Consider the following 13,635-nt stretch of genomic DNA (forward strand, 5'->3'; position numbering starts at 1 on the left):
TAGAAAGCATAGAAATAATTATTGCCTAAATAATATAAAAAAATACTGTTAATAACACTAATATAATATATTAAATATTAAATCTAGATAAAATAATTAATATAATTTATAAACTATTAGGTTTTAATTATGTAAAAGCTTGTAAACAAACAATGATGATGCTATCATAAAGTCAAAGTTAATATAAACAAGAGATAAGAGAATATAAATTGATTCATCAGTTTTTATATTCTCTTTTTTTTATTCACGATCGGAGGATTTAAGATGTATGATTATATAATAATCGGAGCAGGAGTAGTAGGAAGTTTCATAGCAAAAGAACTATCACAATACGATGTAAAAACATTAGTATTAGATAAAGAAAACGATATTGCTAATGGAACAAGTATGGCAAACAGTGCCATTATCCATTCAGGATATGATCCAGAACCAAATACATTAATGGCAAAATTAAATGTAGTAGGAAATCAAATGTATCCAGAACTATGTAAATATTATGATGTAGATTTTTCACCAATAGGTTCAATAACAATTGCCTTTGATGATGCAGGTGTAGAAAAAATAAAAGAACTAGCTGAAAGAGCAGTAATAAATAAGGTAGAAACAAGAATACTTAGTTCAGAAGAAATATTAGAGAAAGAACCACATGTAAAAAAAGATGCTAAACTAGGTTTATTTGCACCAACAGCAGGAATAGTCTATCCATGGCAAATGTGTCTAGCTTTAATGGACCATGCTATAAGTAATGGTGTAGAACTAAGATTAAATCAAGAAGTAATAAAGATAGAAAAAATAGAACAAGGTTTTTTAATAACTACAAAAGATAATCAGTATCAAACAAAAAATATCATAAATTGTGCAGGAGTATACGGTGCTAAAATTCAAGGTATGTTAGAAAAACCACAATATGATATTAGACCTCGTAAAGGAGAGTACTATGTTTTAACAAGAGGAAATTTTGAATATGTTAATCATGTAATATTCCCATTACCAACAGAAAGAGGAAAAGGGGTATTAGCAGTACCAATTAGTGAAAGAGAAATATTAGTAGGACCAACATCTGATTATGTCGATAGCTTTGATGATCTTTCTACTACAGCAGAAAAATTAGCATATTTAAAAGAAGAAATATTACATACAATGAATGATATGCCAGTTGATAGAATAATGAGATCATTTGCTGGATTAAGAGCAACTAGTGAAAAACATGACTTTGATATAAGTGCATCAAAAGAAAATAAAGGCTTATATAATGTTATTGGAATAGAATCACCAGGATTAGCAAGCTCACCTGCAATTGCTAAATATGTAAGTAAAATAGCACAATTTGAAAAATTACCTAAAAAAACAGATTTCAAAGAATATCAAGCAACAACAAGAATAAGAAATCTTAAAATGCCAGAAAGAATAGAAAAAATACCAGAAAATAACCTTTATGGAAATATTGTGTGTCGTTGCGAAAATATTTCTGAACAAGAAATAGTTGAAGCGATACATGGAAATGTAGGAAGTATTAGTGTAAAAGGTATTAAAAAAAGAGTAAGACCAGGTAGTGGTCAATGCCAAGGTGGTTTTTGTGAAGGGCATATAGTAAAAATAATTGCAAGAGAAAAAGGTATAGATGAAATGGATGTTAAATATGATAATGATAAATCACCTATTTTAGTATCTTTAAGCAAGGAGGAGTATCGCTAATGAAACAATATGAACTAGTAATTATTGGTGGTGGACCAGCTGGATTAAAAGCTGCATTAGAAGCAAAAGAAAAAGGAATTAATAATATCTTAATTATTGAAAGAGAAAATCAATTAGGTGGAATATTACTTCAATGTGTTCACAATGGCTTTGGAATACACGAATTTAAAGAAGAACTTACAGGACCTGAATTTGCACAAAAATTAATTGATATGGTAGATAAAGCTAAAATAGAGTATATTTTAGAAACTAGTGTAACTAATATCACAAAAGATAAACATGTTGAATATATATCAAAAAAAGGCCATGAAATAGTACAAGCTCAAGCGATTATACTTGCAATGGGTTCAAGAGAACGTTCAAGAGGTGCAATATCAATACCTGGAAGTAGACCAGCAGGAGTACTAACAGCAGGTAGTGCACAAAAATATTTAAACATGGATGGTTATTTAGTAGGGAAAAAAGTATTTATATTAGGTAGTGGAGATATAGGCTTAATAATGGCAAGAAGAATGGTATTAGAAGGTGCACAAGTATTAGGAGTTGCTGAAATAATGCCTTATTCAAATGGATTAACTAGAAACATAGTTCAATGTTTAAATGATTTTGATATACCTTTATATTTATCACACACAGTAACAAATATCATTGGAAAAAATAGATTAAGTAGTATTGAGTTATCACAAGTAGATGATAAACTTAAAGTAATAGAAGGAAGTCAAAAAATAATAGAATGTGATACACTTCTTTTATCAGTAGGATTAATTCCAGATAATAACTTAAGTGAATATGCTGGAATAAAACTTAGTAGATTAACAAAAGGCGCAATAGTAACAAATGATATGCAAACATCAATACCTGGAATATTTGCCTGTGGAAATGTATTACACATACATGATTTGGTAGACTATGTAGTAAATGAGGCAAAAACTTGCGTAAGTGGAGTCGTTGATTATTTAAAAAATAATGCAGAGCCAATGAAACAAATAGAAGTGAAAAACTTAAATGGTATTAACTATGTAGTACCTCAAATCCTAGATTTGAACAATTTAAAAGAAAAACAAAGACTATATTTTAGAGTAGGTCGTGTCGATCAAAATGTCAAAATAAGATTATCTGATAACAAGACAGTAATAAAAGATTTCTTTAAAACACATGTAATACCAGCTGAAATGGACTATATAGAATTTGATAGTAGTGTATTAGATGAAAACACTCAAAATATAAGTCTTGAACTAATAAAGGAGGGTTAATACAATGAAAAAAGAAGTAATTTGTATAGTTTGTCCTAAAGGATGTCATATTGAAGTAGAACAAAAAGAAGGTCAAGAAATGACTTTTAAATACAATCAATGTAATCGTGGACCAATATATGTAAAAAAAGAATTAACAAATCCAACAAGAATGTTAACAACAACAGTAAAAATAGAAGGAGCAATTGTAAACCAACTATCAGTAGTATCATCAAGTGATCTACCAAAAGGTAGAATAATGGACTGCATGAAAGAACTTGCAAATGTTAAAGTAAAAGCGCCAATAAAAGTTAAAGATGTAGTTTATGCCAATATATTAGGATTAGGTGTAGACATACTAGCAACTAAAACTCTTGAAAAAGTTGAATAGTTAAGATAAACTATAAGTGAGATATTAGGAGGAAGAGAAATGTTCAATAATGGAGTCATCCCAGCCATATCTAACTATAAAAACTTAGATTTATTTTTAAATACAGAACATATATATGGAGTAATATTAGACTTTCATATTAATCACTTATCAGATATAATTAATAAAATGCATAAAAATAACAAAAAAGTCTTTGTACATATAGATATGATACACGGCCTTGCAAATGATAAATATGGAACAGAATATTTATGTCAAAAGCTAAAAGTAGATGGTATAATATCAACAAAACCAAATGCACTTTTAGCTGCAAAAGCTAATAATTGCCTAGCTATACAAAGGATATTTTTAATAGATTCAACATCTCTTAAAAAAAGTATAGACTTAGTAAACAAAATACAACCAGATTATTTAGAAGTACTTCCAGCACTAGCATCAAAAATATTTACCACAATAGAATCTCAAATAGATATTCCAGTAATAGGTGGAGGATTAATAGTTGATAAAGAAGATATAAAAAATTGTTTGGATAATGGACTAGTTGCAGTTACAACTGGTAAAAAAAGTTTATGGTGTTAAAAAACTGATTCATTTCAGTTTTTTTTTGAAAATAAATATAAAAGCTAGCTAAACATGTTAGAATTTAAGAAAGGAGTAGATTAAATGGATAATAAAGTAAAAGAAAACATAGAATATAAAGATCTAAAACTAATTAAAGAAAAAATTAATGATACCAATTTTTTAGAGTGTGAATTTATCAACTGTACTTTTGAGCAGTGTGATTTAAATAATGTACTATTTGATAATTGTGAATTTATCAATTGTAATATTCTAAATATAGAAACAAAAAATGCTAATATTAAATATGTTAAATTTCAAGATTGTAATTTAATAGGAATATATTGGAAAGACTTCTATCATAGTAATAAAAGTATAATTCCAATAAGCAATATTACAAACTGCTTTTTAAAGTACAATTCATTCATAAATATGAATTTAAAGAAATTCAACTTTTCAAAACTTGAAATAGAAGAGAGTATTTTTGAAGGATGTAATCTTACAGAAGCAAATTTTAAAGATACAAGTTTAATAGATACTCAGTTTATTCAATGTGATTTAACAAAAACAAACTTTATAAATGCAAGAGGTTTCATTATAGATATAAAAAACAATGTAATGAAAAAAGCAAAATTTAGTATGTATGAATCATTAAATTTATTAACTTCTTTAGGTATTGAGATAGTATAATAAAAAAACACCTAAAAACAACTAAATATAGATAATAAAGGTAAATAATAAAAATGATAAATGTTTAACAAACCTTTTACCTATAGCTTTTTATGTTATTCAATTAGAATAAATCATAAAAAATACACGCACTAGACATATATAATATTTTACTATGGATTTATAACAAAGCCTATTTAATCGCATTATCAATTATCTAAATTATAATAAAACTATTATTTTTTTTACAATTATAAGTGTTGCTTAAAGCGTTTTCTTATGATAAACTTTGGTTAAAGTTAATAAGCGAATTATCTTAGAGAAAAGCAAAAACATTTACTGTTTTTGCTTTTCTTATTAATGGGAATTGAAAGCGTTTTAATTAAATTAATAGGAGGATCTTTAAATGGAAAAGATTATTATTGGTGAGTTGTTAGGAACATTTGTACTTATACTGTTTGGTACTGGTACATGTGCTGCTAATTCACTAAGAAAAAGTTATGCGCAAAACACAGGATGGGTATTCATCACATTAGGTTGGGGATTTGCAGTTTTTGCAGGTATTATAGTTTCTTCACCTTTATCTGGTGCACATCTAAATCCAGCAGTTAGTTTAGGTTTCTTTTTACAAGGAAGCATGTCAATTGTAGAACTATTAGCTTATATAGGAGCTCAATTAGTAGGAGCAATCTTAGGAGCAGCAGCAGTTTATCAACTATACTATCATCACTTTTATGTTGAAGATGAAGATTATGGTGGTGTATTCTTTACAGCTCCAGCAATTAAAGATTCAGTAAGAAACTTTTTTGCAGAGCTAGTTGGAACAGCAACTTTAGTATTATTTATAATGATGATGGCACATGATAAATCAGCTAACTCTTTATTTGTACCATTTATGATTGTTGCAATTGGTATTGCACTTGGATCATTAACAGGGTATGCAATTAATCCAGTAAGAGATTTTGGACCAAGAATAGTTTACTCATTAACAAAGATGGGAAAAAAATATTCAGCAAACTGGTCATATGCTTGGGTACCAATAGTAGGACCGCTATGTGGAGCAGTAGTGGCAAGTTTAATTTATACTTTAATGCTTAACTATTTATAAAAAAGGAGAACAATAATAATGGAAAAATATGTCTTATCACTTGATTTAGGAACAACTTCAATAAGAGCAATCTTATTCAACAAAAAAGGAGAAATCCATGCAGTTGAACAAAGAGAATTTACACAATACTTTCCAGAAGCTGGTTGGGTAGAACACGATGCAAATGAAATTTGGTTAACAACACTTTCAGTTCTAGCAACTTTAGTAGTTAACAATGAAATTGAAGCAGAACAAATTGATAGCATAGGAATTACTAATCAACGTGAAACTACCGTAATGTGGGATAAAAAAACAGGTTTACCTGTATATAATGCCATTGTTTGGCAATCAAGACAATCAGCTGAAATATGCGATGAATTAATTGCTTCAGGTTATGAAACAAAATTTAAAGAAAAAACTGGACTACCTATTGATGCTTATTTCTCAGGAACAAAAGTTAAATGGATTTTAGATAATGTAGAAGGTGTAAGAGAAAGAGTAGAAAAAGGTAAAGTTTTATTTGGAACAATTGATACTTGGATAATTTGGAAATTAACAGCTGGTAAAGCTCATGTTACTGATTACTCTAATGCATCAAGAACTTTAATGTATAATATAATAGATTTGGAATGGGATAAAGAAATACTAGAAATTTTAAATATTCCAGAATGTATACTTCCAGAAGTAAAACCTTCATCAGAAGTTTATGGTATAACAGAACCTGCAATCTTATTTGGTTTTGAAATACCAATTGCAGGAATCGCTGGAGATCAACAAGCAGCTTTATTTGGACAAGGATGTTTTGAAGAAGGATTTGTTAAAAACACTTATGGAACAGGTTGTTTCATGTTAATGAATACAGGAACAAAACCAGTTATTTCTCATAATGGTTTATTAACAACAATCGCTTGGGGAATAGATGGTAAAGTTGAATATGCATTAGAAGGTTCAATCTTTGTAGCAGGAAGTTCAGTTCAATGGTTACGCGATAGCTTAAGACTAATTGAAAATGCAGCAGATACAGAAAAATATGCTAAAAGAATTGAAAATACTCAAGGAGTATACGTAGTACCAGCCTTTGTAGGATTAGGATCACCATATTGGGATCAAGATGCAAGAGGTGCAATATTTGGTTTAACAAGAGGTAGTGGAAAAGAAGAAGTAGTTCGTGCAACCTTAGAATCAATTTGTTATCAAACAAAAGACATAGTAGAAATAATGGCAGATGAATCAGGATTCCCTCTTAAAAAATTAAGAGTAGATGGTGGAGCAGTTGCCAATAGATTCTTAATGCAATTCCAATCAGATATTTTAGGAGTAGAAATAGATGTTCCAAAAGTTACTGAAACAACAGCCTTAGGTGCTGCATATCTTGCAGGATTAGCTACAGGTTATTGGACAAATAAAGAAGACATATCAAAACAATGGGCAGTTGATTGTAACTATAAACCAAACATGGATGAAGAAACTAAAGAAAAACTTTATTCAGGATGGAAAAAAGCAGTAGCAGCAACAATGTCATTTAAAAATTAATAAGCATAAAAAAACTAACTTCATTTATAGGCTCTTTGTCAAATAGGGTGGAATTTTACAATTTGATATATGAGTTAGAACAGGATATAACGGCTCTTTGTCAAATAGGGTGGAATTTTACAATTTGATATATGAGTTAGTACAGGATATAACAGAAATGTTGTATCCTTTTTTTATGATTTTTCTATACAATTAATAATTCTTGTATCATTATTCTAGTTTTTAATCTTTCAAATCTTCTAAACCCGCAAGATATTGTTTTTAACTTCTTGAATTTAGATATTGTACCTTCTATTATTCCATTATTATACTCAACATCGAAACTATCTTTAATATATTCATAATACTTAATAAAGGTAGATATACAAGTTTTAATTTTATCTGAAGCTAATTTATTAGGCTGATCAATTGTTTTCTTAAACATTTCCATATTATTGTATTTTAAAGAAAATAGTAAATCTTGATATATTTCATAATTATTTTTAAAGTCCTCATTATTCTCGATTAAATAATTTAGAATTGCTTTATTGTTTGTAAACTTATAATTAAAGGTTGCATGCTTAAACATAACTTCTGAAAGATTCTCTTTTAACTGTAATATTGGTTTCCAAAAATTTTTGAACTTATTTCTGTTTTTTTCATCTGCATTCATAATTGCAACTCTAGTTTTATTAAAGGCTCTAGTTAAATTCTGATAAATATGAAATCTATCTAATATTATTTTAGCATTAGTAAAGACATTTTTAATGATTTCAATATAAGGTGTATACATATCAATTACAATATATTCAACATTATCAATAGCTTCTTTTGTATAGTAGCTAAAATAGTTCTCTAAGTAAGCTTTTTGTCTGTTTTCTACGATATCTAGTAGCTTTCTTTTTTCACCATCCATAATAACAAAGGACATATTGCCATCAGCATCTTTAGTAGATTTAAACTCATCAAAATGAAGTACTTTTGGTAAATAGGATTTAATAGTAGTAGATTTAGCAGCCTCTGCATAAGTATCTAATACTCTAAAAACAGAATGTGTAGATACATTATGATCTTTAGCAATATAAGTACAAGTAAGCATATCAGTTAATTTAAGAGCAATAAGATATTTAACTTTATTAGAAATAAAACATCCAGGATTAGTTAGGGTATTAGCAGGAATAAAAGTTTTATTACATTCCATACATTTGTAACGAGTTTTAGTAAGCTTTAAATAAGCATCAAAACCAGAAACCATAGGTAATTTAATAAGAGATACTTTTTTATTATGTACATAAAATTTATTATGAACTTTATTACATTTAGGACAAACATTATCATTAAAAAATAGAATTCCATAAAAAACTTTAGAAATATTATCTTTAATTTTTTCATCTTGAAATTTATATATGTTAATATTGGAGTCATTAATTCCAATAATTTCTTTTAATTCTTTATTGTTTTTATTAATTATGTTATTATTAATCATGACATTTATCTCCTTAATTTAGTTTTGTCGCTTAAATTATAACAAAGATAAATGTCTTTTTCTTTATATTAACAATTTAAGGGTGGATAACATTTCAAGTAATACTTGAATTTGTTATTCCACCCTATAAATTATAGAACCCATTTATAAAGTTAGTTTTTTTGTTTAAATAAGTTTTGTTTAAATAAGTTTTGCTAGAATATCTTTAAATAATGGCATTTCATTAATATAATATGCTTTTTTAAAATTAGAAATTTGCTCTTGGCTAAATTTGTTTGGATCTAATTCTAATCTATGTGTAGGTAATGGTCTGTTTTGAGAAATCTTAACATCAATAACAACAGGCTTAGTAGGATTGATTACTTCATCTTGTTCAAAAACCATTTTTAATTCCTCAATAGAGTTAACAGTGTATCCAACAGCAGACATTGATTTAGCCATTAAACCAAAGTCAGCTTCATAAAGATCAACTCCAAAAATATGTTGAGTAGCATATTGTTCACTTTCAATAAACCCTAAAGAATCATTGCTCATAACAATATTGATTACAGGCAAATTATATTTTACCTGAGTTAAAATATCTTGGCAAACCATTGAAAAGCCACCATCACCATTTACTGTAACAACTTGTCTGCTTGGATAAGCTAATTTAGCCGCTATACCACCACAAACACCATAACCCATTGTTGCATATATACCAGAGGTAGTCCATAGCTGATTCGGCTTAAAATCAATGTTTCTAACACATTGTATACTTACGTTTCCAACATCACCAACAATAATAGCATCATCTTTTAATATATTAGCTAAATTAGCCATTATGTTTTCAGCAGTAACCTTTTCTAATTTAAGATTTGCTAAATCTTTAGTGTATTTATTCCAATAATCCATATTTATTTTACAAGCTTTAAGATATGCACTTTCAGTAACATTACCATCTAATTTATCAATAATACTTCTTAAAGTACTTTTAGCATCTGCATTAATACCAACATCAACTCTATGTCTTTTACCAACTATACTAGGCTTAATATCAATTTGAATAAACTTTTGATCTGGTCTAAACATAACTTGAGCAAAAGGGAAATCACTACCAACAAACATAATCAAATCAGCATGTGCGATTGCTTCAGTAGCTGGTTTCGTTCCTAACCTTCCAGATGCTTTTAAATAGTTTTCAAAATCATCACCAATAATATTTCTTGCTAAAGCAGTAGAAACAACAGGCATTTGCAACTTAGTTGAAAGCTCTTTTAGTTCATCTTTACAGCCCTTAGCACCTATACCATAAAATAATAGGGGCTGTTTAGCTTGTTTTAATAAATCAATAGCAGCATCAATATCAGATTCTTCAGCAATAGGATGCTTAATATTAAATTGTTTAGCAGAAGTAATATAAGTGTCATTAATATCAACAGTACCAAAATCAACAGGTATAGTTAAACAGGCAACACCATTATATTCATAAGCTGCTCTAATAGCATCTTCAACCATGTAAGGCATTTGCTGAGGATCCATAACAACTCTATTATAAACACTAACATCTCTTAGCATTGGATCTTCATTCATTTCTTGAAAGTAGTTAGTATTCATAAATTTAGAAGATACTTGTCCAATAATTGCTAAAACAGGAGTCTTATCATGCTTAGCATCATATAAACCATTTAATAGGTGAACAGCACCAGGTCCAGCAGAACCAAAACAAACACCAATTTTTTTTGTAAGTTTAGAATGGGCAGCAGCAGCAAGAGCTCCGACTTCCTCATGTCTAACTTGAATATATTCAATATTACTTTGATCGTTGTATAAAGCCTCCATAGTAGAATTGATAGATCCACCAGGTAAACCATAAATATGCTTAACTCCATAGTCGCTTAAAACATTAAGCATTGCTAAGGCAGAATTAATTTTTTTAAATTCCATAATTATTCCCTCTTTCTAATTATTTATATTCTTAATTTAAATTATAGAATTAGTAATAAATTTTATCAAAAATAATGCAATAATTCATTTTTTAAAAAAATAAAAAAAATAATAAAAATAGCCTTCAAATAGTTGACTTGCATAAACCTACATGATATTATATATAGGCGTTAGGAAATAAAATAACTCTTAGATAGGGGCCTGTAGCTCAGTTGGTTAGAGCACACGACTGATAATCGTGAGGTCGGAAGTTCGAGTCTTCTCAGGCCCACCATTTTATTTCTAACAAATAATAACATTTTAAAATGGGCCTGTAGCTCAGTTGGTTAGAGCACACGACTGATAATCGTGAGGTCGGAAGTTCGAGTCTTCTCAGGCCCACCATTTTAAATTTACATGGGGCCTTAGCTCAGCTGGGAGAGCACCTGCCTTGCACGCAGGGGGTCAGCGGTTCGATCCCGCTAGGCTCCACCATTTTATTTAAAGGATGATTATATGAAATTTTCATTTATACATAATAATATTAATGTCTTTGATTTAAATAAAAGTATTTCTTTTTACAAAAAGTCATTAAATATGGTAGAATCTTCAAGAGTAGAAGCAGAAGATGGATCATTTGTTCTAGTTTATATGAAACCAGAAGAAGGAACTAATCTAATTGAACTTACTTACTTAAGAGATCAAAATAAACCATATAATTTAGGTGATAATGAAATCCATATGGCATTTGAAGTTGATGATTATGCTAAGGCATATGAATTACACAAAGAAATGGATGTAATTGTATTTGAAAACACAGTAATGGGTTTATATTTCATTGCAGATCCTGATGGATACTGGATAGAAATATTGGAAAAAGGGCGTAACTAACCTTTAATATGGACGATTAGCTCAGTTGGGAGAGCATCTGCCTTACAAGCAGAGGGTCAGCGGTTCGAGCCCGTTATCGTCCACCATGCCGGCTTAGCTCAGTTGGTAGAGCAACTGACTTGTAATCAGTAGGTCGGGGGTTCAAGTCCTCTAGCCGGCACCATTGTCCTGTTAGCTCAGTTGGTAGAGCATCTGACTTTTAATCAGAGGGTCACAGGTTCGAATCCTGTACAGGACACCATTTTAAATTAAATATGCGGATGTGGCGGAACTGGCAGACGCGCTAGACTTAGGATCTAGTACTTCGGTGTGCAGGTTCGATTCCTGTCATCCGCACCATATATTTAATAGATAACACCTTTTACAGGTGTTTTTTTGTTGCCTCATTCTGATAGATAAATGTCACTATTTTAATATATGAGTTAGTATTGGATATAACAGAAATGTTGTATCCTTTTTTAATGCTTTATCGCTATACAATTAATTATTCTTGTATCATTATTTTAGTTTTTAATCTTTCAAATCTTCTAAAGCCACAAGATATTGTTTTTAACTTCTTGAATTTAGATATTGTACCTTCTATTATTCCATTATTATACTCAGCATCGAAACTATCTTTAATATATTCATAATACTTAATAAAGGTAGATATACAAGTTTTAATTTTATCTGAAGCTAATTTATTAGGCTGATCATTGTTTTCTTAAACATTTCCATATTATTGTATTTTAAAGAAAATAGTAAATCTTGATATATTTCATAATTATTTTTAAAGTCCTCATTATTCTCGATTAAATAATTTTGAATTGCTTTATTGTTTGTAAACTTACAATTAAAGGTACATGCTTAAACATCACTTCTGAAAGATTCTCCTTTAACTGTAATATAGGTTTCCAAAAATTTTTGAACTTATTTCTGTTTTTTTCATCTGCATTCATAATTGCAACTCTAGTTTTATTAAAGTCTCTAGTTAAATTCTGATAAATATGAAATCTATCTAATATTATTTTAGCATTAGTAAAGTCATTTTTAATGATTTCAATATAAGGTGTATACATATCAATTACAATATATTCAACATTATCAATAGCTTCTTTTGTATAGTAGCTAAAATAGTTCTCTAAGTAAGCTTTTTGCCTGTTTTCTACGATATCTAGTAGCTTTCTTTTTTCACCATCCATAATAACAAAGGACATATTGCCATCAGCATCTTTAGTAGATTTAAACTCATCAAAATGAAGTACTTTTGGTAAATAGGATTTAATAGTAGTAGATTTAGCAGCCTCTGCATAAGTATCTAATACTCTAAAAACAGAATGTGTAGATACATTATGATCTTTAGCAATATAAGTACAAGTAAGCATATTAGTTAATTTAAGAGCAATTAGATATTTAACCATATTAGAAATAGAACATCCAGGATTTGTTAGAGTATTAGCAGGAATAAAAGTTTTATTACATTCCATACATTTGTAACGAGTCTTAGTAAGTTTTAAATAAGCATCAAAACCAGAAACCATAGGTAATTTAATAAGAGATACTTTTTTATTATGTACATAAAATTTATTATGAACTTTATTACATTTAGGGCAAACATTATCATTAAAAAATAGAATTCCATAAAATACTTTAGAAATATTATCTTTAATTTTTTCATCTTGAAATTTATATATATTAATATTGGAATCATTAATTCCAATAATTTCTTTTAATTCTTTATTGTTTTTATTAATTATGTTATTATTAATCATGACATTTATCTCCTTAATTTATTTTAGTCGCTTAAATTATAACAAAGATAAATGTCTTTTTCTTTATATTAACAATTTAAGGGTGGAATAAGTATAACAACTAAATCAAAATATTCAATTTTGGTATGTATATTATTATTAGTAGTAGAGAATTATTTTTTATAGATTGGAGAAAGTTTAATGAAGATACAAGTAAAAAATGCAGTAAAAAAATATAGAGATATGTTGATTTTGAATAATATTAACCTTGAATTTGAAACTGGTAATGCTTATGGAATTATTGGAAAAAACGGTTCAGGAAAGACACAACTAATGAAGGCGATTTGTGGGCACACTAAATTAACTTCTGGACAAATAATACAAGATGGAATTATTATTAGGAATAGAAACAACTTCATTTTAAATGCAGGAATAATTGTTGATACACCAGGTTTTTAGGTGATGTATCATGCTTAAATAAT

At 28.5% G+C, this 13,635-nt stretch carries 13 protein-coding genes and 7 tRNA genes; 16 read left to right on the top strand and 4 right to left on the bottom strand.

The window, feature by feature from the left end; all coding sequences use genetic code 4:
- Positions 1–264: 264 nt before the first annotated feature.
- The 7 genes from ACD762_RS02485 to glpK all read left to right on the top strand — a co-directional run bounded on the left by ACD762_RS02485 (position 265) and on the right by glpK (position 7,165).
- Positions 265–1,695 carry an NAD(P)/FAD-dependent oxidoreductase gene (locus ACD762_RS02485; protein ID WP_423364285.1) on the top strand — a complete coding sequence of 477 codons (1,431 nt, stop codon included), beginning with the start codon at positions 265–267 and terminating at the stop codon, positions 1,693–1,695.
- Complete coding sequence (locus tag ACD762_RS02490; RefSeq protein ID WP_423364286.1) at positions 1,695–2,948, top strand: NAD(P)/FAD-dependent oxidoreductase; 1,254 nt, start codon at positions 1,695–1,697, stop codon at positions 2,946–2,948. The genes ACD762_RS02485 and ACD762_RS02490 overlap by 1 nt, the downstream gene beginning before the upstream one ends.
- A 4-nt stretch (positions 2,949–2,952) precedes the next feature.
- Positions 2,953–3,318: a DUF1667 domain-containing protein gene (locus tag ACD762_RS02495; RefSeq protein ID WP_423364287.1), complete on the top strand. Its 366-nt coding sequence runs from the start codon at positions 2,953–2,955 to the stop codon at positions 3,316–3,318.
- A 39-nt stretch (positions 3,319–3,357) separates the two neighbouring features.
- On the top strand, positions 3,358–3,897 hold the full coding sequence (locus ACD762_RS02500; RefSeq protein ID WP_423364288.1) for a glycerol-3-phosphate responsive antiterminator: 540 nt from the start codon (positions 3,358–3,360) through the stop codon (positions 3,895–3,897).
- An 84-nt stretch (positions 3,898–3,981) separates the two neighbouring features.
- Entirely contained in the window at positions 3,982–4,566 is a 585-nt protein-coding gene (locus ACD762_RS02505; RefSeq protein ID WP_423364289.1) for a pentapeptide repeat-containing protein, read from the top strand.
- 385 nt (positions 4,567–4,951) lie between these two features.
- A complete protein-coding gene (locus tag ACD762_RS02510; RefSeq protein ID WP_423364290.1) occupies positions 4,952–5,653 on the top strand; it encodes an MIP/aquaporin family protein in 702 nt (233 codons plus the stop codon).
- A gap of 18 nt (positions 5,654–5,671) precedes the next feature.
- Positions 5,672–7,165 (top strand): glycerol kinase GlpK, encoded by a 1,494-nt coding sequence (gene glpK / locus ACD762_RS02515; protein WP_423364291.1) that lies wholly within the window; start codon positions 5,672–5,674, stop codon positions 7,163–7,165.
- Between the two features lie 184 nt (positions 7,166–7,349).
- Here glpK and ACD762_RS02520 read toward each other — a convergent pair whose 3' ends face one another.
- Entirely contained in the window at positions 7,350–8,630 is a 1,281-nt protein-coding gene (locus ACD762_RS02520) for an ISL3 family transposase (protein WP_423363078.1), read from the bottom strand.
- 180 nt (positions 8,631–8,810) lie between these two features.
- Positions 8,811–10,553 carry a pyruvate oxidase gene (gene spxB, locus ACD762_RS02525; RefSeq protein WP_423364292.1) on the bottom strand — a complete coding sequence of 581 codons (1,743 nt, stop codon included), beginning with the start codon at positions 10,551–10,553 and terminating at the stop codon, positions 8,811–8,813.
- Positions 10,554–10,750: 197 nt separating this feature from the next.
- Here spxB and ACD762_RS02530 point away from each other — a divergent pair.
- The 8 genes from ACD762_RS02530 to ACD762_RS02565 all read left to right on the top strand — a co-directional run bounded on the left by ACD762_RS02530 (position 10,751) and on the right by ACD762_RS02565 (position 11,762).
- Positions 10,751–10,827, top strand: a tRNA-Ile gene (locus ACD762_RS02530).
- Positions 10,828–10,860: 33 nt separating this feature from the next.
- Positions 10,861–10,937: transfer RNA gene (locus tag ACD762_RS02535), tRNA-Ile, on the top strand.
- Between the two features lie 14 nt (positions 10,938–10,951).
- A tRNA-Ala gene (locus ACD762_RS02540) sits at positions 10,952–11,027 on the top strand.
- A 21-nt stretch (positions 11,028–11,048) separates the two neighbouring features.
- Positions 11,049–11,423: a VOC family protein gene (locus ACD762_RS02545; RefSeq protein ID WP_423364293.1), complete on the top strand. Its 375-nt coding sequence runs from the start codon at positions 11,049–11,051 to the stop codon at positions 11,421–11,423.
- A gap of 10 nt (positions 11,424–11,433) precedes the next feature.
- Positions 11,434–11,509: transfer RNA gene (locus ACD762_RS02550), tRNA-Val, on the top strand.
- 1 nt (position 11,510) lies between these two features.
- Positions 11,511–11,586 (top strand) — tRNA-Thr (locus ACD762_RS02555).
- Between the two features lie 2 nt (positions 11,587–11,588).
- Positions 11,589–11,664: transfer RNA gene (locus ACD762_RS02560), tRNA-Lys, on the top strand.
- Between the two features lie 15 nt (positions 11,665–11,679).
- A tRNA-Leu gene (locus ACD762_RS02565) sits at positions 11,680–11,762 on the top strand.
- Positions 11,763–11,907: 145 nt separating this feature from the next.
- Here the strand turns inward: ACD762_RS02565 and ACD762_RS02570 are convergent.
- Entirely contained in the window at positions 11,908–12,102 is a 195-nt protein-coding gene (locus ACD762_RS02570; protein ID WP_423364706.1) for a transposase, read from the bottom strand.
- 112 nt (positions 12,103–12,214) lie between these two features.
- Positions 12,215–13,174: an ISL3 family transposase gene (locus ACD762_RS02575; protein ID WP_423364294.1), complete on the bottom strand. Its 960-nt coding sequence runs from the start codon at positions 13,172–13,174 to the stop codon at positions 12,215–12,217.
- Positions 13,175–13,354: 180 nt separating this feature from the next.
- On the opposite strand from ACD762_RS02575, the gene ACD762_RS02580 reads away from it, so the two are divergent.
- Positions 13,355–13,612: an ATP-binding cassette domain-containing protein gene (locus ACD762_RS02580; protein ID WP_423364295.1), complete on the top strand. Its 258-nt coding sequence runs from the start codon at positions 13,355–13,357 to the stop codon at positions 13,610–13,612.
- Positions 13,613–13,635 lie beyond the last annotated feature (23 nt).

The organism is Mycoplasma sp. P36-A1, from assembly GCF_049478495.1.
Lineage (GTDB): Bacteria > Bacillota_I > Bacilli_A > JAJDGJ01 > JAJDGJ01 > P36-A1.